Origin of the sequence: Streptomyces montanus (genome assembly GCF_005786655.1) — a bacterium.
GTDB lineage: Bacteria > Actinomycetota > Actinomycetes > Streptomycetales > Streptomycetaceae > Streptomyces > Streptomyces sporangiiformans.
This window is the reverse complement of the sequence record NZ_VBZC01000016.1, coordinates 56,468-75,859: the sequence shown is the minus strand read 5'-3', so window position 1 is coordinate 75,859 and position 19,392 is coordinate 56,468. Positions and strand designations below refer to the sequence as shown.

At 67.8% G+C, this 19,392-nt stretch carries 18 protein-coding genes; 9 read left to right on the top strand and 9 right to left on the bottom strand.

The window, feature by feature from the left end; genetic code table 11:
• The first annotated feature begins 7 nt into the window (after positions 1–7).
• The 6 genes from FE633_RS16635 to FE633_RS16610 all read left to right on the top strand — a co-directional run bounded on the left by FE633_RS16635 (position 8) and on the right by FE633_RS16610 (position 5,979).
• Entirely contained in the window at positions 8–559 is a 552-nt protein-coding gene (locus FE633_RS16635; protein WP_138045932.1) for a thioredoxin domain-containing protein, read from the top strand.
• 716 nt (positions 560–1,275) lie between these two features.
• Entirely contained in the window at positions 1,276–1,500 is a 225-nt protein-coding gene (locus FE633_RS48420; RefSeq protein ID WP_425473180.1) for an ATP-binding protein, read from the top strand.
• Positions 1,501–1,608: 108 nt separating this feature from the next.
• Positions 1,609–2,769: a sensor histidine kinase gene (locus FE633_RS16625; protein WP_138045930.1), complete on the top strand. Its 1,161-nt coding sequence runs from the start codon at positions 1,609–1,611 to the stop codon at positions 2,767–2,769.
• Complete coding sequence (locus FE633_RS16620; RefSeq protein WP_138045929.1) at positions 2,766–3,434, top strand: response regulator; 669 nt, start codon at positions 2,766–2,768, stop codon at positions 3,432–3,434. Before FE633_RS16625 ends, FE633_RS16620 begins: the two co-directional genes overlap by 4 nt.
• A gap of 136 nt (positions 3,435–3,570) precedes the next feature.
• Positions 3,571–3,786 (top strand): hypothetical protein, encoded by a 216-nt coding sequence (locus FE633_RS16615; RefSeq protein WP_138045928.1) that lies wholly within the window; start codon positions 3,571–3,573, stop codon positions 3,784–3,786.
• 6 nt (positions 3,787–3,792) lie between these two features.
• Positions 3,793–5,979: an MMPL family transporter gene (locus FE633_RS16610; protein WP_246113658.1), complete on the top strand. Its 2,187-nt coding sequence runs from the start codon at positions 3,793–3,795 to the stop codon at positions 5,977–5,979.
• 475 nt (positions 5,980–6,454) lie between these two features.
• Here FE633_RS16610 and FE633_RS16605 read toward each other — a convergent pair whose 3' ends face one another.
• The 6 genes from FE633_RS16605 to FE633_RS16580 all read right to left on the bottom strand — a co-directional run bounded on the left by FE633_RS16605 (position 6,455) and on the right by FE633_RS16580 (position 14,824).
• The gene (locus FE633_RS16605) at positions 6,455–7,432 is read right to left on the bottom strand and encodes a chitinase (protein WP_246113657.1); all 978 of its coding nucleotides are present in this window, start codon (positions 7,430–7,432) and stop codon (positions 6,455–6,457) included.
• Between the two features lie 139 nt (positions 7,433–7,571).
• Complete coding sequence (locus tag FE633_RS16600) at positions 7,572–8,921, bottom strand: glycoside hydrolase family 27 protein (protein ID WP_138045926.1); 1,350 nt, start codon at positions 8,919–8,921, stop codon at positions 7,572–7,574.
• Entirely contained in the window at positions 8,918–12,211 is a 3,294-nt protein-coding gene (locus FE633_RS16595) for a glycosyl hydrolase family 28 protein (protein ID WP_138045925.1), read from the bottom strand. The genes FE633_RS16600 and FE633_RS16595 overlap by 4 nt, the downstream gene beginning before the upstream one ends.
• 11 nt (positions 12,212–12,222) lie before the next feature.
• Positions 12,223–13,014 carry a polysaccharide lyase family protein gene (locus FE633_RS16590; RefSeq protein WP_138045924.1) on the bottom strand — a complete coding sequence of 264 codons (792 nt, stop codon included), beginning with the start codon at positions 13,012–13,014 and terminating at the stop codon, positions 12,223–12,225.
• Complete coding sequence (locus FE633_RS16585; protein WP_138045923.1) at positions 13,011–14,231, bottom strand: glycoside hydrolase family 88/105 protein; 1,221 nt, start codon at positions 14,229–14,231, stop codon at positions 13,011–13,013. The genes FE633_RS16590 and FE633_RS16585 overlap by 4 nt, the downstream gene beginning before the upstream one ends.
• Positions 14,232–14,407: 176 nt before the next feature.
• A complete protein-coding gene (locus tag FE633_RS16580) occupies positions 14,408–14,824 on the bottom strand; it encodes a hypothetical protein (protein ID WP_246113656.1) in 417 nt (138 codons plus the stop codon).
• Between the two features lie 559 nt (positions 14,825–15,383).
• On the opposite strand from FE633_RS16580, the gene FE633_RS16575 reads away from it, so the two are divergent.
• Positions 15,384–16,103 carry a glycoside hydrolase family 75 protein gene (locus FE633_RS16575; RefSeq protein ID WP_138045922.1) on the top strand — a complete coding sequence of 240 codons (720 nt, stop codon included), beginning with the start codon at positions 15,384–15,386 and terminating at the stop codon, positions 16,101–16,103.
• 242 nt (positions 16,104–16,345) lie between these two features.
• Positions 16,346–16,516 (top strand): hypothetical protein, encoded by a 171-nt coding sequence (locus FE633_RS47215; protein ID WP_171059976.1) that lies wholly within the window; start codon positions 16,346–16,348, stop codon positions 16,514–16,516.
• 218 nt (positions 16,517–16,734) lie between these two features.
• Here the strand turns inward: FE633_RS47215 and FE633_RS16570 are convergent, their stop codons facing one another.
• Positions 16,735–17,196, bottom strand: a complete 462-nt coding sequence (locus FE633_RS16570) for a VOC family protein (protein ID WP_138045921.1) — start codon at positions 17,194–17,196, stop codon at positions 16,735–16,737.
• On the bottom strand, positions 17,193–17,780 hold the full coding sequence (locus FE633_RS16565) for a DinB family protein (protein WP_138045920.1): 588 nt from the start codon (positions 17,778–17,780) through the stop codon (positions 17,193–17,195). The genes FE633_RS16570 and FE633_RS16565 overlap by 4 nt, the downstream gene beginning before the upstream one ends.
• Before the next feature lie 62 nt (positions 17,781–17,842).
• Between FE633_RS16565 and FE633_RS16560 the strand changes: the two genes are divergently transcribed.
• Positions 17,843–18,832: a helix-turn-helix transcriptional regulator gene (locus FE633_RS16560; RefSeq protein ID WP_138045919.1), complete on the top strand. Its 990-nt coding sequence runs from the start codon at positions 17,843–17,845 to the stop codon at positions 18,830–18,832.
• Between the two features lie 51 nt (positions 18,833–18,883).
• On the opposite strand, the gene FE633_RS16555 is transcribed toward FE633_RS16560, so the two are convergent.
• A complete protein-coding gene (locus tag FE633_RS16555; protein WP_171059975.1) occupies positions 18,884–19,336 on the bottom strand; it encodes a VOC family protein in 453 nt (150 codons plus the stop codon).
• Between the last annotated feature and the right edge of the window lie 56 nt (positions 19,337–19,392).

Here is a 19,392-nt window from a genome sequence, read left to right as displayed (position 1 = left end):
GGAATTCATGACCGCAGTAACTCAGTTGTTGGACGATATCCAGGAACGTCTGACGCTGCTGCGTCGGCCCGTGGTAGCCGACTTGGAGCGTCCCGGCCTTCCCGAAGACGAGCTACGCCGGATGCTCGGCGACGTCCCTGACGAAGTAAGGGACTGGTTCTCCTGGTGTAACGGCACACGCCGCCGGGCCGGACAGACTGTGGGAGACGCTGCGTTCATTCCCGGGTACATCTTCCCGTCAGCATCGGAAGCCAGGGGCGTGCGTCGGCCCGGGCACCGTGACCTGGATGCCATGGGCGAGTGGCTGCCGATTCTTTTGTCCGCTTCGTCTGACCTTTACGCTGCGGTCTGGAAAGGCAGTGCCTTCGTCGGGGTCGCCGGAGTTCTCCAAGGCGCAGAGACGGAGATCGAATTCCTCACTGTCGAGGAAATGCTCCGGGTTCAGCTGGCAGCCTTCGGTAGCGGCGCTTACTTCCTGGACGAAGGAGAACTCGAGGTTGATGACGACCTGCTCGACGACGCCTATCGTCAGGTCACGGGCAGGGAACCGCTGGACTGACTTGGGCGCTCTGGCCGTGGTGGGGTGCCGAGTCAGGTGAGCCGCATCCTGGTGAACCTCAGAGATTCGCTCATCGTGACCACGTAGGTGCGCCTGCTGAAGACGCGCGTCGGTTGAGGTGGGGAACATGCCGCGCGGCCGCGCACGTCGCGAGGAAAACTGTTTCGCCACTGGTCCTCTGGGCGAACGATCTTGATAGGGTGATTGCGCCGCATGCTGGCGCTCGGTCACCTGGCACCGGCCAGGGGCGGCTGGGAATCCCCTACGGGGCCGTACGCCGCTGGAGGAGCCGGGGTGTCGCCCGTTCGGTGGGCTCGAGCTGAGACAACCTGGTGAACGGCAGGGCGAGCGCGTCGTGTTCGTCACCCGCAGCCACATGAAGGATGAATCGATCACAGTGCGGCGAAGCTGGGCAAACAGTCGACTCACGCTCGGTTCCTGCGGCCAGGGCTGGCAGATGGAAGACCGGCGCTTCGTCCGGCTTGACGGCACCAACCCGTAAGCCGATCTCGGTGACCAAGCGCCCGCCGCCAGGGGAGCACCCTCCCGCTTGCAAGGACCGCACATTCACGGAGGCAGCGAGGACTGCTGAACGACTTGGCGGGTGCCGTTGTGTATGGGGTGGGTTCGCTGGAGGCCCGCCCGGCCCGCTTCTACCGGGTGAGCAAGCGGCGTGCGAGGCGTTCTCGGGCCGGGGTCAGCTCTGTGCTGATCGCTTGCTGCCGCTCGGTGTCCATGACCACTGCGGCGGCCATGGCGGGGCGCCGAACATCTTCGACCGGTTCTACCGGCTCGACGAGGCCCGGTCCCGCACACGCGGCGGCACCGGACTCGGCCTGGCCATCACCGCCGCGATCCTGGAGGCCCACGGCGGCCGCGTCGAACTCAGGACGGCGCCCGGCGAAGGAGCTCGCTTCACCGTGCTGCTCTCGTTGTCCTAGTAAGTCTCCATCAGGCGTGTTTACCTGTTGTATCCGACCGGGGGTGCGGTGGGCGTGTGGACATGCGGCAAGTGCGGTGCCCGCGAGCGGAGTTGGCAGAATGGACGCGTGCCGCCTCTCGATCAGACGCGTTTCCGGCCGCCTCGTGGCGTCCACGCTGACGCTGCACTGGCCTTCGGGACGCTCGTGTTGGTGGCGATCGCCGAGGGGCAGCGGCTGAGCACGGGCGAGGGCTGGGTGCCCTCCCGGATCGCGTCCTGGATGCTGATCGTCGCGGTGTGCGGAGCGCTGTTGTTCCGGCGCCGGTTTCCGGTGGCGGTGGGCTGGTTCACGGCGCTGGCCACGGGCGGCTACTACCTCCTGAGCGCCATCGATGGTCCGCTGGTCGTGGTGCCGATCGTGGCGCTGTACGCCATCGCGGCCCACGGCAGGCTGCAGGCGGCTGTCGCCGTGGCATCGTCGATGGTGATCGGCGTGTACGCCGGCACGCTTGTGGGCAACAGCGATGTCACCGGCACGGCGGTGTTCATGCTCACCGGCTGGCTGGTCGCCGTCGTGGCTCTCGGCAGTGTGCGGCATGGCCGGGTGGCCTATGCCGAGGAGGAGGCGAGGCTGCGGGCCACCGAGGAGCGGCTGCGTATCGCCCGCGAGCTGCACGATGTGATCGGGCACAACATTTCGATGATCAACGTGCAGGCGGGTGCGGCGTTGTATCGGTTGAAGAAGGATCCTGCCCAGGCCGAAGAGGCACTCGGCGCGATCAAGGCGAGCAGCCGGGAGACCCTGCGGGAGCTGCGGGCCACCCTCGGCGTGCTTCGTCGGGTCGATGAGGAGGCTCCCACGTCACCCGCGCCGGGGCTGGCCCAGGCCGACGAACTGGTGGCCTCCGCGAAGCTGGCGGGGCTCGACGTGCGGATCGAGCGGACCGGGGCCGAACGCGCGCTTCCCGCTCCGGTCGACCTGGCCGCGTACCGGATTGTGCAGGAGTCGCTGACCAACGTCGCCAAGCACAGCGACGCCGGACAGGTCACGATCCAACTCGCTTATGGGGTAGAGGAGCTGACCGTGACAGTCGAGGACGACGGCGAGGGCGCGGCGGCCGGCCCGGTCGGATCCGGCGGCGGCAGCGGGGTCACCGGCATGACGGAACGGGCGCGGGCACTGGGCGGTGAACTGACCGCCGCCCGGCGGCCGGAGGGCGGATTCGCGGTGCGGGCCCGGCTACCGTACGAGACCGCGGGAGAGCCGACGGAGCGGAGCGATCGATGATCAGGGTCCTGTTGGCAGATGACCAGCGGCTCGTCCGGGCCGGGTTCCGGTCGATCCTGGACGACCAGGACGACATCGAGGTGGTGGGGGAGGCCGCGGACGGGAAAGCAGCGGTCTGGGCCTGCCGTGAGCTCCGGCCGGACGTAATTCTGATGGACATTCGGATGCCGGGGACGGACGGCCTGGAAGCCTCTCGGGAGATCGCCGGGGATGCGCGGCTGGCATCGGTGAAGGTGGTCATACTGACGACCTTCGATGAGGACGAGTACGTGTACGGGGCGCTGCGCGCCGGGGCGACGGGCTTTCTGGTGAAGGACACGGAGCCGGAAGAACTGCTGCAGGCGGTACGGGTCGCCGCCCGGGGCGATGCCCTGATCAGCCCGTCGATCACCCGGCGCCTCATCGCCGATTTCGCGGGCCGGGTGCACAACCCGGTGCCCAATCCCCAGCTTGATGTCCTCACCAACCGCGAGCGCGAGGTCATGCAGCTGGTGGCCGCAGGGCTTACGAACGACGAGATCGCGGCACGGCTCGTGTTGTCCCCGTCGACGGCGAAGACGCATGTCAGCCGGATCATGGCGAAGCTGGGGGCACGGGACAGGTCGCAGGTCGTGGTGGTGGCGTACGAGTCCGGCTTGGTCAGCCCGGGCTGGCTGGCGGAGTAGCCCGGCCGGCGCGGTGAACGGCCCACTTGGCACTCCTGGGGTACGACGCGGCGGCAGTCTGCATCCACTGGGGTACGCCCCAGTGTCAGCCGCAGGCTGACGATTCGGCCGCCCTCGCGAAGGCACGCTCGAGGGCATGAACGCACCCCCCTTCCCCGGACGGACCACGGCCGCGTTCGTCGGCGCGCTCGTCGGGGCCGCCGCCGGAACGCTGCTGGTCACAGCTGCCGGGGCCCTGGCCTTTGAGGTCAACGGCGTGATTGCCGCTCTGGGGATCGGCGTGCCCGCGCTGGGCGGCGCCGTGGTGGGTGCGCTTCTTCAGCCAGGCCACTCACGCTCGAATCCGAGGTAATCACCCATGTCTCCCACCCGCGGCGCAGCCGCGCCCCTTGCCCCGCCCGCACCACCGGACCGGCCGGATCTGCCGCGTGGCGGCCGGTTCGGAGCCCTGGCCGGCTGGGCGCAGCGTCACCGCTGGGCCGCCCTGCTGATCTGGGTGGCCGTCCTGGTTACGGTCACGCTGGGGTCGCAAGCTGCAGGCTCCGCGTACAAGAACGACTTCGCCCTGCCGGGCACCGACTCACAAGCGGCCACCGACCTGTTCACGAAGCACGGTTCCGCCCAGGCCGGCGACAGCGTCGACATCGTGCTCAAGGACAGCCAGGGCATCGACGGCTGCAAGGCCGTTGTCGACAAGATGCTGGCCGAGGTGAAGGGACTGCCGAGCGTCGCCGATGTACGCAGCCCGTACACCGACGCCTCCGCCGTGTCCAAGGACGGCACGATCGGCTACGCCACCGTCACGCTCGACGCCAAGGCCGAGGCCATTCCGAAGGAGGACGTCACCGCGATCATCGACACAGCCAAGGATGCTGAGACGGACGGTCTCCAGGTCGAGGTCGGCGGCGAGGCCGTGCGCGGTGCCGAGGAGAAGGGCAGCCCGGTAGCGGAGTTGGCGGGCATCGTGGCCGCCCTGGTCATTCTCGGGTTGCTCTTCGGCTCCCTGGTGGCGGCCTCGGTGCCGCTGCTCACCGCTCTCTTCGCGGTCGGCAGCGCCCTCGGCCTGATCGTGCTCGCTTCGCACGGCTTCACCATCGCCGACTTCACCCCGCCCATCACGATGCTCGTCGGACTCGGTGTCGGCGTCGACTACGCCCTGCTGATCTTCTATCGATACCGGCAGGAACTCACCGACGGCGCCGACCCGGCCCAAGCCGGCCGCAAGGCCCTGGACGCCGCGGGACGCACGGTCTTCTTCGCCGGCTGCACCGTGATCATCGCTCTGCTCGGCCTGGTCGCGCTCGGCCTCGGTTCACTGCAGGGCGTGGCCCTCGCCCTGGCCCTGACCGTACTGACCACGATGGCCGCCTCGCTGGTCCTGCTGCCCGCACTGCTGGCGCTCTTCGGCAAGCGCATCCAGCGCCACGTACTCAAGAACGCTGCGAAGACCGCGGCCAAGGGAAGGACCGAAGGCCGCCGCTGGCGGGCCCTGGCCTCGGCCGTGCAGCGCCGTCCGCTGCCGTCACTGCTGGTCGCCGTCCTCGCCCTGCTGGCCCTGTCCGCACCGGCCCTCGGCATGCGCCTCGGCTTCGCGGACGCGGGCAACGATCCGAAGACCACGAGCTCCCGGCAGGCGTACGACCTGCTCGCCGAGGGCTTCGGCCCGGGCTTCAACGGTCCGCTGGTCGTCCTCGCGCAAGGAGACGAAGCCGCCGGCAAGGCCGTCCAGGCCGAGCTGGCGAAGACCGAGGGCGTGGCCGCGGCCAGCCCCGCGATGCCCTCCGAGGACGGCGCGCTGTCCACCGTGATCGCCTACCCGAAGACGTCACCGCAGGCCGAGGGCACCGCCGACCTCGTGCACCACCTGCGCGACGACGTAGCCCCGAAGGTGGAGCACGACACCGGCGTCACGATCCTGGTCGGCGGAGCCACCGCCGCGTCCCAGGACTTCGCGGACACCGTCTCGAAGAGGCTGCCGCTCTTCGTCGCGGTCGTCGTCGGTCTTTCGTCACTGCTCCTGATGCTGGTCTTCCGGTCGATCCTGATCCCCGTCAAGGCAGCCCTGCTCAACCTGCTCTCGATCACCGCCGCGCTCGGCGCCATGACCCTCGTGTTCCAGCACGGCTTGTTCGGGGTGCAGCCAGGCCCCATCGAAGCCTTCCTCCCCGTGCTGATCTTCGCGATCGTGTTCGGGCTCTCGATGGACTACGAGGTGTTCCTGGTCTCGCGCATGCACGAGGAATGGGAGCGTACAAAGGACCATTCCCTCGCGGTACGGGAAGGACTGGCCTCCACCGGCAAGGTGATCACAGCGGCCGGGGCCATCATGATCGTGGTGTTCGGCGCCTTCATGTTGAGCGCCGACCGGATGCTCCAACAGTTCGGCCTCGGCCTCGCGGTCGCGATCCTGATGGACGCCCTGGTCATCCGCTGCCTGATGGTCCCGGTCCTCATGCAACTGATGGGCAAGTGGGCCTGGTGGCTGCCCGCCCCGCTCGCCCGGCGCCTGCCCGAGGTGGCACTCGAACGCCCCACGGGCAGCTGACAACCGGCCCGGAGGAGTCCGCCCCCGGACAGGCACCTTCCAGTGATCGTCGCCGTGGACGAGCGGTTTCGTCAGGTGACGAAGGGCGCCCCACGCATGTGTTCGGCTGGAGTTCCAGCCGAACACATTGCGCAGAGGTCAGTTGAACTCATCTGCGGCCGGGTGCCGCGCTGCCTCGGCGAAACAGGCATCGCAGGCAGGGGGCGGCTGCGCCCTCGGGCAACCGCTATCGAGGCATCAACTCGGTGCAGCGCTGTTGCGCGTCGGCGAAGCCGTCGGCGGGGTCTTGCATTTGGGACGCGCACTGGGCGCGGATTTTGCTGCTGCTGAGCCGTAGTGCATGCCGTTCGGCCCGCGTGCGTGGCCACGTAGCCAGTCGTCCCGATCCCGTTGCTGGATTGCGTCCACGGTGGAGCCCGAGACGTATGACGCGTTCTCCGCCTCGTAGCGGACGATCTTCCCGTTGTCCCTCCTTTCAGCCCGTGTACTGGGCGAAGACCTTGAGGTAGTCGTACGGCTGCTGCGAGACGCCGCTGCACGCGTCACCGGCGGAGCCGGAGCCGCAGGCCCGGTCGCGGTTGACGGACCAGTACGTGAGGCGGGCGATGCGGTGCTGCTGGGCGTAGGCGAGCATGGTCTTGAAGTCCGCGACGCGGACGAGTTCGCCCGAGACGTCGGTCTTGCCGTTCATCGACGACAGCCCGATGTGTGCGTACGCCGCCGAGTCGGTGTAGCCGTACGCGGACTTGACCCGCGCCTTGAGGCCCTCCATGGCCTGGGTGGTCAGCGTGCCCATGTTGCTGGAGCCGCCCCCGAAGTCGAACGGCATGATGCACCAGATGTCGTTCGCCAGACCGGAATTGGCTCCGCGCTGGATCATGTCGACGCCGGTGGAGTCCGGGCCGCTGGTCGTCGTGCCGAAGGTGATGATGGTCTTCAGACCGGAGTTGTTCGCCTTCACGATCTTCAGCGCGTCAATCACCCGCTGCCGGACCGTCGCGTTGGACCACTCGGTGTTCTCGATGTCGATGTCGATGACCTTGAGGCCGTACGCGTTGATGACCTTCTGGTACGCGCCGGCAAGCGCCGAGGCGCTGGAGCACTTCTCGCCGAGTTTCGCCCCGCTCCAGCCGCCGACGGAGACGATGACGTCACCGCCGGCCGCCCGGATCGCGTTGATCTTCGACTGGTCGTTGCCGCCGGTCAGCGGGCGCGAGCCGTCCCACTTCGGGTTGCAGGAACCGTCGGAGAGGATGAAGGCGAGCGTGAACCATTTGACGCCGGTCGCGGACATCACCGAGGTCGGGTTCTGCGGGCTGCCCCAGCCGAAGTACTCGTACGGCGCGACAGCCATGCCCGGGGAGGCAAGAGGTCTCGCCGTGGCCGCGTGCGACGCCGGCGGTGCGGCGAACAGCAGAGACAGCAACAGCCCCAGCAGGGCGGCGAGGGTCACGCGGGGACTGCGTGGGAGTGCGGCGGTATGCACGTGGATCGTCCTCCTGGAGTGGGGGAGTGTTTGTGCGTTAGGAAAGCTTCCTAATGGTCAGAGGGCACAGGTCTCCCGAAGCGGAAGACCTTGCCGCTCCTGCCGTTCAGCCCTGCGGCGTCACCCGGATCAGACGGGTCTCGCCGGGCCGGAGGGTCGCGCTGTACGAGTCAGTGATCGTGCCCTTGTCGGAGCCCGACCACAGGTCCGTGACGTCGCCGGAACCGGTGAACCCGACCTGCGACCAGTTCACACTGACCGTGGAGTTGCCGGAGGTGCCGGTGTTGAAGAGCGCCACGACATAGTCGCCGCTCTTTTCCTTCTTGCTCCAGACCTGCCTGACACCGCTGTTCACAATGCGTTTGGCCGCGACGCCGTCCTGGTCGACGCCGATGAGCCGGTCGTTCGTCAGCATTGCCTTGTCGACGGAGTCGAGCTTCGTCAGATCGGTGCCGAGCAGCAGCGGTGAGCCCGCCATCGCCCACAGCGTGAAGTGCGAGCGGCGCTGGTCGGCGGTGAGGCCGACCTGGTCGCCGTTGCCGATCTCCAGCGAGTCGAGGTCGTTCCAGCCGCCGGGGCCCGCGTACTGCTGCCAGTTGGCGGCCGAGGTGAAGCGGGCGGAGACGTGCGACCAGTCGGTGAGGGGGTAGCCGCTGCCGTTCGAGCCCGGACCGCAGTAGCACTCCACGTCACCCTGCGTGCGCCAACTGTTGGCCAACTGCCGCCAAGTGGAGGCTTCGGCGATCGGAAGATTGTTGGAGAGCGCGTAGTTGATGGGCCGTCCGGTCGCCCGCAGCGCCTTATCCCAGGCCCGGACGTCCGGGATGTCCTGGCTGCCCACCCCGTCGATCTTCAGGTAGTCGACGCCCCAGGAAGCGAACTGCTTCGCCCACGAGTTGACGAACTCCTGCGCGCCCGGCTTGCCGTAGTCGATGTAGTACATGTTCTTGCAGTTGTAGTTCTTCTCGGTCTTCGAGGTGTCCGCGATGTCCTTCGCGTGGTAGGACGTCCCCTCGATCGGCGTGTTCTTGGTGACGGCGTTCTTGGCGATCCCGGGCGTCACATAGAAGCCGAACTTCAGCCCCTTGGAGTGGATGTAGTCGGCGAGCGCCTTGATTCCGGACGGGAATTTGGCCGAGTCGACGGTCCAGCGGCCGTAGGAGTCGACGACGAAACCGTCCGCGTCACACTTCTGCCAGAAGTCGTCAAGATTCACATACACGAACCCCTGGTCCTTGAGCCCGCTCGACACCAGGGCGTCCGCCTGTGCCTTGATCTTCGCCTCGGTCGGCCAGCGGCGCACGAAGCTCCAGCTGCTCCAGCCCATGGCGGGACGGATGGACTGACCGTTGTCGGAGGCGGCAGCCGGGTGCCCACCGCCGAGCAGCGGAATCGCGGAGGCGATCAGCAGCCCGACCAGGGTGACCACCAGTGATCTGATGCGGATACGTGTCATGACGATGCTCCCGTCGCATAGGCGGTCCCGATCCAGGCCTCGTCGATCCGCAGCCGCTTGTAGCGGGCGGAGTCGCTGGACGCGGCCCAGGTGGTGTCGACTTCGAGCCGTACGTAACGGGCACTGGCCGCCGTGAGGTCGATTCCCTGGATTCCCCGGCGGCTCGGAAGCTCGCCCGTCCTGACGGCGTTCCCCCAATTGGTCCCGTCGTTGCTGAGGAACACCTTGTAGCCCTTGATACGGGCGGACTGCTCGGTGTCCGAGCGCGCGTAGGCGACCGAATCCTCACGCTGGTTGAGCCCGATGTACCGCACCTTCCTCGAACTGCCGAGATCGAAGGTGAGATTGACCGGCAGTGTCTTGTTGCTGTCCCAGTAGGTCAGGTAGTCGCCGTCTCCGGCGGCCGACGCCCCGTGACCGCTCGCCGAGGCGCTCGCGCTCACACTGACCCCCGAGAGAATCCCCTGGCGTCCGGCGGTCGTGACCTTGAAGACGGTGTCGTACGGATCCCAGTTGCCGAGCCCGTTCAGTGTCAGCACTCCGCCGGACTGCGACCATGAAATCGCCGCTCCCGTACGGAGGTTGGTGACGGAGGCGATGCGGTAGCCGTTGTCGCGGATGCGCAGGGTGCTGGTGGAGGGCGGCGTCAGCACGTGCACGTACTGGCGGTTCGGATCGCTCTTGCTGACCGTCGTCACTCCGTGCGCGCCGTCGTTCCAGAACCCGGGCTTGAGGCCGCCGTACATATAGCCACCGCCCTCGGTGCCCTGCAGCGACTCCCAGATGGGGTCGAGGTAGGAGTCGGCGAAGCTGTTGAAGGCGGCCTGATTGCTTGGCAACTTGCCGTTGACCTGGGCTGTCTCGGCCATCAGCGCCTTCACGGACGAGCCCGCGTTGGTGATGAGCCGGCCGAACGTGAGCATCTTGTCGACGGCCGGGTTCGAGCCGTCGTACCACCACGCCCCACTGGACGGCAGCTTGAAGTCGGCCTCGGTGAGCCGGGGTTGAGCGGTGTAGGTCGCCTGCGGGTAGTCGTACGACGGCGACATCCCCGCCTTCTGCTCATTGCTGATCATGTCCATGATCGGCGTGTCTTCGTTGTTGTTGCTGAGCGTGTAGGTGGGCCGCTTCCGCTGGATCTGCGCGTAGAGGTCGTGGTTCTCCCAGTACGCGTTGTCGTTGTCGATCCAGAAGCCGCCGAGGCCGGGGTAGCGGTCCATGACCTCGAAGAAGTTGTCGTACGAGAACTGCCCGAAGCCGTCGCGGGTGGTGAGGTCGACCGTCTTGCCCTTGTAGGAGGAGTACGCGGCCGAGTCGAGCCACTCATGACCGCCCTCGTTGTGCCACTGGGGGTCGTCGGTCATGTAGAGGATCACCTTGAGCCCCTTGGCCTTGGCGGCGGTGATCAGCTCACCGAGGAAGTCCCGCTCGGTGGAGCAGCTGCCCGGGATCTTCGACGGCCAGGGGCGGGCATAGCCGAGCCGGCTGTGGAAGGTGGCGAGCACCAGGTACTGGGTGTGCAGCTTCTGGGCCTCGTTCACCCAGTAGTCGGGAGTCCAGCCGCCGCTGGTGACGTCGTTCTCCCAGTCGGTGCAGCTGGTGTGGGCGGGGGCGGTGCGTTGACCCCAGTGCAGGAAGAGTCCGCCGACCGAGCCGCGTAGGAAATCCTGGCGGGGGTTCTCCAGGTCGAGCGGCTTCGCGGCCGAGGCGGCCCTGGGCTTCGCGGCCGAAGCGGCCCTGGGCTTCGCCGCCGAGCTGCAATTTTCCGTGGAGCCGCGGCTGGAGACGCGCAGGGCGCCGCCCGACGGGTTGTGGCTGTCCGTCAGGCAGTAGCCGGTGACGGACTGGAGGCCGACGTCGTGGGGCGAGTCGCTGCCGCGCTGAGCCGTGAAGCGGTTGAACCTGACACCGCTCGCCGAGTTCGCGATGACCGCCGGGCGCCCGTCGTTCGCCGCGAACTTCACCGAGCTGTCCGTGAAGGTGACGTCGTCCGCGTTGTGGAGGTACCAGCCGTACGCGGGCCGGGTGCCGATGCTGTTCGGGTTGTAGTCGGTGGCGGTGTTGTCCGGCACGGCGGTGGACATGGTGCCGTTGCCGCCGGGCACGGTGATGTTGACGTTGTTGAAGGTGACGCCGTTGATGCGGTGGCCGCCTTCGCCCCACAGGGTCGGGCTGAACGACGGGCTCGACCCGGTGGCCGTGATGTTGTCGTACGTGATGTCGCTGATGGATCCGGTGCCAGGGTTGTTGCCGCATCGCTTGCGGGTGCCGATCTTCTGCATGATCGGCGAGTGCACATTGGTCATGGTGATGTCGCGGTAGTGGACGTCGGAGATCTTGGCGCCGTCCATCGAGACCATGCCGAGCCCGGACTTGTTGGAGCCCTCGATGCGGATCTTCGCGAACTGGTAGTCGGAGAAGTCGCCGCAGGTCTCGGAGCCGAACATCAGGGCGTTGCAGCAGACGGCCGAGAGATATGAATCGCTCACCCGCACATGGCCGTTGGGGAGCTTGGCGCCGAGTGCGTAGTCGCTCTTGAAGGCGAGCGCGTCGTCGTTGGCCTTGATGCTGGCGTTCGTCACGGTGACGTTCGTCGTGCTGATGATGTTCCAGCCGTCGCGGTCGCTCGCGGTGTCGATGTTCAGTCGGTCCGAGGTGACGTTCGTACAGCCGTTGATGAGGGCCGCGAAGTGGCCGCCCCTGCGAAGGGTGATTCCGTCGCCGAGGCGGAGTCCGTCGCAACGGGTCAGCGAGATGATCTTGTCGGCCTCCCCGGACTTGGGGTTGCCGGTGATGAGGTTGCCGAGGCCGTCGATGACGCCTTCGCCCACGAAGCCGATGTTCTTCAGCCTGTCGCCGTAGATCATCGCGTTGTGGAAGTGACTGTGCCCGTAGTCCTGGTAGTCGTCGTACGGGTTGTCCTCGGGCGCGTCGTAGGTGTCGGCGCCGGAGCCCTGGATGGTGGCGCCTTTGTCGACCTGGAGCGTGACCTCGCTCTTCATGTGGATGGTGTTCTTGGACTTGTACTTGCCGGCCGGGAAGCGGACCGTGCCGCCACCCGCCGAATTCGCCGCCGCGACAGCCTTGTTGATGGCGGGGGTGTCGTTGGTGGAGCCGTCGCCCTTGGCTCCGTAGTCACGTACGTCGAACTCGGCTGCTCGGGCGGGAAGTTGGCTGGTCTCTGCGAGGACCGGGAGTTGGGGGGTGGCCGGCGCGGAGGGCTGGCTCAGGCCGAGCACGATGGCGAACGCGAAGAATACGGTCGCCGCCCATCGCTTGCGCTGCTGCATGGGCCGGCTCCTTACACGAGTTGGTAGCCGCGCAGATTGCTGAGCAGGAGGTAGCAGTCCTGCAGGGACCCCGAGGTGTCGCCGAGGGAGCGGTAGATGCCCCACTTCGGGCGGACGCGGTCGGCGAGGAAGGTGTCGACGCCGGTCTTCGACTTGTCGATGACGGTGGTCGAGCCGTTCTTGAGGATCCAGCGGACCGAGCCCGCCGAGCCGTTGCCGACCTTGATCTGGAAGTCGACGTCGATCCATTTGTTGTGCAGCGGCTCCAGGTCGGTACGGCCAACGAGGATGTCGTCCTCGAACAGCTTCAGCTCGATGGTCTGCACGCCGTTCACCCGGCGCAGCGACTGGACGACGATCGGCGAGCTTCCGGCACCGGGCTGCTTCATCTGCATGATGTGGGTGAAGGTGGTGGTCGCTTTCAGGGAGCTGGGGATGTACATCGAGTACGTGACCCGCCAGGTCTGGCCCTCGGTCCACTTGAGGTAGTTGCTGCCGCTGCCGTTGCGCAGGCCGGTGACCTCGTGGCGCTGGCGGTCGGTCGAGGTGTCCCGGTCGACGGTGTGCATGTTGAAGCGCCAGTTGTTCCCGGTGGCGTAGATGTGCGGGGAGCCGGCGGGGTGCGAGTCGGCTCGGTCGTCCTCGATGGTCTCGAAGGCGCCGAGCTTGTCGCTGCTCGCCGACGGTGCCCACTTCTGCTGCCAGGAGGCGGCGTGTGCGGTGGTGGCAGGCAGGCCGCCGACCGCGGCTCCTGCGGTGGCGCCCAGCGCCGCGCCCAGCAGAGTCCTTCGGGATGTGCTCATGGCTGACTCACCTCGTCCTGAGTGGGTTTGTTCCGAGCTTGTGTTCTGAGCTGCTCGTTCATGATCAGAAAGGCGCCGAGGCCGTGGAAGTCGTTGGTCTCCCGGGGCCGGGCGATGTAGAAGGCGTAGTCGCCGACGTTGGTGCCGATGGAGATATCGGTGAGGTTGGTGCGCCCGTCGGAGCCGAGCGAGATCTTGGCGAGGACGCCCTCGTAACCGCGCTGGGCGACGGACTTGTAGTGCGCGTCGAGGTAGCCCTGCTGGGCGCCGCGCGAGAGGGCGTAGGTGAACATGCTGGAGCAGGAGGTCTCGGTCCAGTTGTCGCTCCTGCTGCCCTTGTCGATGACCTGGAACCAGCGGCCGGTCGCCGGGTCCTGGTACTTCTCCAGGCCTTTCGCCAAGTTCCGCAGAATGCCGATGAGTTGAGGTCGACGCACGTGGTTCACGGGCAGCGCGTCCAGTACGTTGACGATCGCCATCGAGTACCAGCCGACCGCCCTGCACCAGGACTCGGGGGCGCGTCCGGTTTTCGGGTCGGCCCAGCTCGCGGTCTTCGACTCGTCGTAGGCGTGCTTCAACAGGCCGCCTGAGACCTGGAGATGCCTGCCGTACACGTACAGCTGCTTGGCGGCCTCGTCGTTCGCGTACGCCGAGTCCCCGAACTCCTTGCCGTACTCGATGAGGAACGGGTTCACCATGTAGACGCCGTCCGACCAGAGCTGATGGGCGCGGCTGCTGGTGTCGGCGTGCCAGAAGCCGCCGTCGGACGTGCGCGGGAAGGTGTCGAGCCGGTCGCGGATCTTCTTGGCCGCCTTGCGGTAGCGGTCCTCGCCGGTCTCGCGGTGCAGGATCACCAGCAGCCGTCCGGCCTGCATGCTGTCGAGGCTGTTGAAGCCCTGGTCCATCGATCCGTCGCTCTTCACGAAGCGGTCGACATAGCTCTTGATGTACGAGAGATAGCGCGTGTCGTGCGTGCGCCGATAGGTGAGGTACTGGCCGTAGAGATACAGGCCGACGGGGTACGACCAGCCGCCGATGGCGCTCGGCGTGTAGCGGGCCGTCGTCGAGTCGACCATGGCGACGGACCAGTCGGTGGCGGCGGCCGGTCGCGCGACGGCCGTGTGCTCCAGGGGAGTTGCCGGGGCGGTCGCGGTGACCGTCAGCAGCCCGGCGGTGGCCAGCACGCCCGCCGTCAGCGCGGCGCTCAGACGTCTCATGATCCTCCCTCTCGGTAGGGTCTCGACCTCAGTGGGGTCGACGGGCTCAGGCTGAATAAGCTCGACAGGCGTAGGCGAGGTCCGTACGCGGCCCGGCGGCTTCATCGACGAGATCGCGTACGGCGCGGTGGTCGGGCGAGTGCCGGCAGACCCGGGCGGCGCGGTCGCTCCGCCGGTCAGCGCGTACGCCTGGCAGCGGAAGCCGCCGAAGTCGGTGGTGCGCAGGGCGCAGGTGCGGCGGGGATCCAGAGTTCGCGTGCGCGGGGCACCGTTTCGCGGACCCGCTGGTGCAGTACGGCATCGGCCCCGAAGGGGAGCCCGGCCGTGCGGATCAGGCTCGCGGCGGGCTCCTTCGCGGTGTACGACCGTGCCCCGGCGATGCGTTCGGACTTCTTGGGATCCGCGTGCTGGACGGAGAGGTGAGTCTGGACGACACCCAGGTCAGCGGCCTGGTACAGCACGTCCTCCCCTTGTTCGGCGTTCAACTCTTTTGACCGACTGATCAGTTCGACGGGGTGGGAGCAGTACGCGCACGGCAGCGGGCAGCCGTGGGTGAGTTCGGCGAGCAGGGTCCAGGGCGGATCGGCGTTCACCGGAGCCAGCCCTCCTTTCGTAACGCCCTGAGGAAATCGGGGACTTCACGGCGCCGCGGCCCCTTGGCGGACCCTCCAGACCGTGTCCTCCGATGTCTCCTGAATGATCCGTTCCGTGTGCTGGGTGTCGTACGCCGCCTCGTTCATGTGTGTGTACCCGCTTTCCCGAGAGGTGAGGGGTGTGGGGCCTGAAGAGGCCCAGGCAGGAGCTGGTGTTCACATGCGCGCACTGGGTTCAGCAGCGTGCAATAGAGTTCCGGTATGGGCGGACGCGGTCAATGGTCCGGACCGATAAGGTCGGATCCATTTCTGGCCAATCTCCGGCCCGCCGTGGACGGGCGGGGCACTGCGTGGCCTCCTCGCCACGGTTCGGTCAAGGTTCAGCGGAGTGCCCCGGCGCCAGGCCTGCCGTACGTCCGCTGTGAGCTGGCGCTTCTTGGTCCAGACAAATAAAGCGGACAAAATGGACTCGCTCGAAGGGGCTTGACGCGGTCACGGGGGCGGTCCACCTTGTACGGCACCCGGTAAGGAAACTTTCCTAACAGAAGGGTCCCCCACAGTGCGCTCTCGAACACTGACCCTCACCGCAGCCGCCGGCGCCGCACTCCTCGCCATCGCCGCGCTCCCGGCGAACGCCTCCGGCTTCTCCTCGGGTTCCGCCTCGGACACCGCCAACCCCACGTCGGCGCAGGAGGGTTCGGTCAGCGCGGCCGACCTGCTCGCCAAGGTGACGTCCTGTTCTCAGATCTCCAACGGCAAGTACAGGACCGACGACGGAACCTCGGCCTCCATCCCGGTGTGCGGCAAGAACGGCGCCGTCTTCTGGAAGGCCGACATGGACATCGACTGCGACGGCCAGCGCACCTCCAAGTGCAACGAGGACACCGACCCCTGGTACCAGGACGACACCGCGTTCCACCAGTCGGACGGCAAGCCGCTCAGGGCCGACTCGCTGCCGTACGTCGTCGTGCCCAGCTCCAGCAGCATCTGGAACTACAGCTCCGCGGGCATCAAGGGCGGCGGGGTCGTCGCGGTGATCTACAACAACCAGGTCCAATACGCGGTCGTCGGCGACACCGGACCCACGAAGATCATCGGCGAGGCCTCGTACGCCACCGGCAAGGCGCTCGGCATCAATCCGGACCCGGAGAACGGCGGCACCGACTCCGGCGTCACGTACATCCTGTTCAAGAACTCGAAGGTCTCCCCCATAGAGAGCCACGGCGCGGCCGTGACGCTCGGCGAGGAGCTGGCCAAGCAGTTCATCCGGAACAACTAGGTGCGTACAAAGGCCAGGTGGCACAAAAGGTTCCGGCCCGGCACCGCGCGTCCCACGGGCCGGGCCGGGTGTCAGACGGGTCCTCTTCTGCTGTCCTTCGTGGACGCCCGCCGCGACGGCGAGTCGGGCAGCGCAGTGACAGAACGGTGACGCACGGGGGCACAACCAGCGCGTGGGGCCGATGGTCACACCATTCGAACTGCGCCGTCACCATCCGCAACACGTCGGGCGCACCGGTCTCGATGGGTGTCACACTCGCCGAGGTCACCGGCCACGAGTCCACGCCCGTACGGGATTACGGCAAATTCCGCTCCTACGCCGGACCTGTCTACGTCGACGGGCGCGGCTTGTGCGTCGCATGGGAAGGCCTCATCGAGGATGAGTACGGCTCGGGCGTCGGCGCCTGCGGCTGAGCGGGGCGGTTGACGGGCCTGGGCGGTTGACGGGCCCAGGCCCGCGTGTCAGGTGGGCCTTCTCCGCGTCGCGATACCCGTGATCGCGGAGTGGAACAGTCGGACGCGGGCAGCCGGTTGACACCCGCGGGCGGTCACGTCAGAGTCCCGACGGCTTCGAGAAATGTCGGTACAGCGGTCAAGACCGGCCGCGGCTCCGCGACTACGGCTGAGCTGCGTCAGTCCAGGCAGAACTCGTTGCCCTCCGGGTCGGTCATCACGATGAAGCCGGCGCTCATCGGGGGAGCGGGCTCGTGGCGACGTACCCGCGTCGCTCCCAGCGCGACGAGCCGGTTGCACTCGACCTCCAGCGCCGCCATCCGCTCCTCTCCCTGCAGTCCGGGAGCCGCGCGGACATCGAGGTGGACGCGGTTCTTGGCGACCTTGTCCTCCGGTACCTGCTGGAAGAACAGCCGTGGGCCGTGCCCGTCCGGGTCCTCGATGGCCGATCTCGTGTTGCGCTGCTCCTCCGGTACGCCGATCCGCGCGAGGAAGTCGTCCCACGCGGCCAGCGGGTCGGCGCCCTCCGGCAGGTCGACTCCGGGCGGGCCGGGGTGGACGTAGCCCAGTGCGTCGCGCCAGAAGGACGACAGCGCCCGCGGGTCGTGGGCGTCGAAGGTGACTTGGATGTGGCGGCTCATCGGGTTACTCCGTTCGTAGCGGGTTTCGTGTGCAGGTAGAGGTCGCGCAGCAGGCAGACCTCGGACAGGTGGTGGATCAGCTCGCGGTGGATGTGCAGCACCAGGTCGGCCATGGGCATCTCGGGGAAGGGCTCCTTCTCACCGACAGGGTCCCGGAGCCCGGCGTCGCCGAGGCTGCGCACCCCGGCCAGCCAGGCGTCGAGCTGGGTCTCGAGCTGGTCGAGCGCGGTGGCCGCGCTGCCGGCGTACTCCCAGGTCTCGTACGACGCCGCAGGCGCGCCGAAGTGCGCCGCGTTGCGCGCGGCGAGCACGCCGACGATGACGTGACCGAGTCGCCAGGCGATCGTGGTGAAGGCCGCGGGGATCGGCTGGGGGGAGGCGTAGTCCATCGTGAAGTCCCCAGCGCCGAACTGCACGGGCGCCGTCGAGCTGCCGCGCGGCCGCATGCTCCAGGCGTCCGGCACCGGCGCCCAGAAGTATTCGTCGTCGGTGAGGCCCTCGAGCCGGGCTCGGAGCTGATGTTTCCAGTGGACCTCCCACTGCTCGCGCAGCGTCCGGTTCCAGTCGAGTTCGTCTGCGTCCATGGAGCCACCGTGACATCTCTGGCGGACAGGATCGGTCCGCTATCTCTGGCAGGGTGGGCGCCATGGACGTGGCGAGCGGGGACGAGCGGGGTACGACGGAGCGGGTGCTCACCCTGCTCGGGCTGCTGCAGCAGCGCCAGGTCTGGACCGGCCCCGAGCTCGCCGGCCGGCTCGGGGTCACGACGCGCACGGTACGGCGTGATGTCGAGCGGCTGCGCACGCTTGGCTATCCAGTGCATGCCAGCCAGGGTGTCGGCGGCGGCTACCAACTCGGCCCGGGGCAGGACCTGCCGCCGCTGCTTCTCGACGACCAGGAGGCGATCGCCACCGCGGTCTCGCTGCTCGCCGGCGCGGGTGGCGTGGTCGCCGGCGCCGGCGACGCGGCGCTCCGGGCGCTGACCAAGCTCGACCAGGTGCTGCCCACCCGGTTGCGGCATGAGGTGCGCGCGCTCTCCGGCTCGGTGGAGTCCTTTGGCGGAGGCCGCACGCCGGTCGACCCCGAGGTGCTCATGACGCTGGCCAGAGCCTGCCGCGACGAGGTCGAGGCCGGCTTCGACTACCCGTCCGGGGGCGATGTGCGACGGCGGCGGGTCGAGCCCTACCGCCTGGTCGCCTCCGACCGGCGCTGGTACCTCCTCGCCTACGACCTCGATCGTGACGACTGGCGCAGCTTCCGCGTCGACCGGATGACCGACGCGTCCGCACGGACCTGGCGCTTCCGCCCGCGCGAGGCGCCCGACGCGGCAACGTACGTGCAGGAGGGTGTGGCGAGCCGGGTCTACCCACACCAGGCGCGCTTCCTCGTGCACGCGTCGGCCGACACGGTGCGCACGCAGATTCCGGCGTCGGCGGCCGTCGTACGACGGCGCGGGAGCGAGTTCTGCGAGGTGCTCAGTGGCGCCGCCAGCCTCGACGCCGTGCTCATGCACGTGCTCCTGCTGGGGCACGACTTCGAGATACTCGACCCTCCGGAGCTCGGAAGGCGCTGTCGCGCGCTGGCGCAGAGACTGCTGTCGGCGGGTGCAACGATCCCACCGGTGCCGGACTTTTAAAACGAGGTGTCCTGAGCGTGTCTGCGGCCCCCGGCTGCGCGGTGCGGCCGATCACGTTCTCGCGGGCGTGCGGGAAGTCGAGCTGTCCGAGGTGCTCGACGGATCCATCCACATGACCTGCCAGCCGTGGCCGTCGAGGTCGAAGAAGCTGCGTGAGTACATGAAGCCGTGGTCCTCGGGGCCATCCGCCTCGGAGCCGCCGGCGGCGAGCGCAGCCTCAGCGACCGTGTCAACCTCATCGCGGGCTGACACGCTGAAGCAGTAGAGCGCCAGCGTGTGCGTGGTGGGATCGGCCATCGGCAGCTTCGCGAACTGCGCGAACGTCTCGTGGCTGAGCAGCATGACGGAGGCTTGCTCGCCGACCAGCATGCAGGCGGCGGTCTCGTCGGTGAACATCGGGTTGTAGCTGAACCCGAGCCGCGCGAAGAACGCCTTGCTGCGCTCGATGTCCGCCACGGGGATGTTCACGAACAGCATGCGGCCGGCGTGTGCGGGAGTGGTCATGGTGGGTCTCCAGTCCGAGGTTCGGTGGTGTACGCCGGGGTAGACCGGCCCAGCCT

Bases quoted from the DNA above. Each gene is read 5' to 3' on its own strand.
- FE633_RS16635 (WP_138045932.1), top strand. From the start codon at position 8: ATGACCGCAGTAACTCAGTTGTTGGACGATATCCAGGAACGTCTGACG.
- FE633_RS16620 (WP_138045929.1), top strand. From the start codon at position 2,766: ATGATCAGGGTCCTGTTGGCAGATGACCAGCGGCTCGTCCGGGCCGGG.
- FE633_RS16615 (WP_138045928.1), top strand. From the start codon at position 3,571: ATGAACGCACCCCCCTTCCCCGGACGGACCACGGCCGCGTTCGTCGGC.
- FE633_RS16610 (WP_246113658.1), top strand. From the start codon at position 3,793: ATGTCTCCCACCCGCGGCGCAGCCGCGCCCCTTGCCCCGCCCGCACCA.
- FE633_RS16600 (WP_138045926.1), bottom strand. From the start codon at position 8,921: ATGACACGTATCCGCATCAGATCACTGGTGGTCACCCTGGTCGGGCTG.
- FE633_RS16595 (WP_138045925.1), bottom strand. From the start codon at position 12,211: ATGCAGCAGCGCAAGCGATGGGCGGCGACCGTATTCTTCGCGTTCGCC.
- FE633_RS16590 (WP_138045924.1), bottom strand. From the start codon at position 13,014: ATGAGCACATCCCGAAGGACTCTGCTGGGCGCGGCGCTGGGCGCCACC.
- FE633_RS16585 (WP_138045923.1), bottom strand. From the start codon at position 14,231: ATGAGACGTCTGAGCGCCGCGCTGACGGCGGGCGTGCTGGCCACCGCC.
- FE633_RS47215 (WP_171059976.1), top strand. From the start codon at position 16,346: ATGGGTGTCACACTCGCCGAGGTCACCGGCCACGAGTCCACGCCCGTA.
- FE633_RS16570 (WP_138045921.1), bottom strand. From the start codon at position 17,196: ATGAGCCGCCACATCCAAGTCACCTTCGACGCCCACGACCCGCGGGCG.
- FE633_RS16565 (WP_138045920.1), bottom strand. From the start codon at position 17,780: ATGGACGCAGACGAACTCGACTGGAACCGGACGCTGCGCGAGCAGTGG.
- FE633_RS16560 (WP_138045919.1), top strand. From the start codon at position 17,843: ATGGACGTGGCGAGCGGGGACGAGCGGGGTACGACGGAGCGGGTGCTC.
- FE633_RS16555 (WP_171059975.1), bottom strand. From the start codon at position 19,336: ATGACCACTCCCGCACACGCCGGCCGCATGCTGTTCGTGAACATCCCC.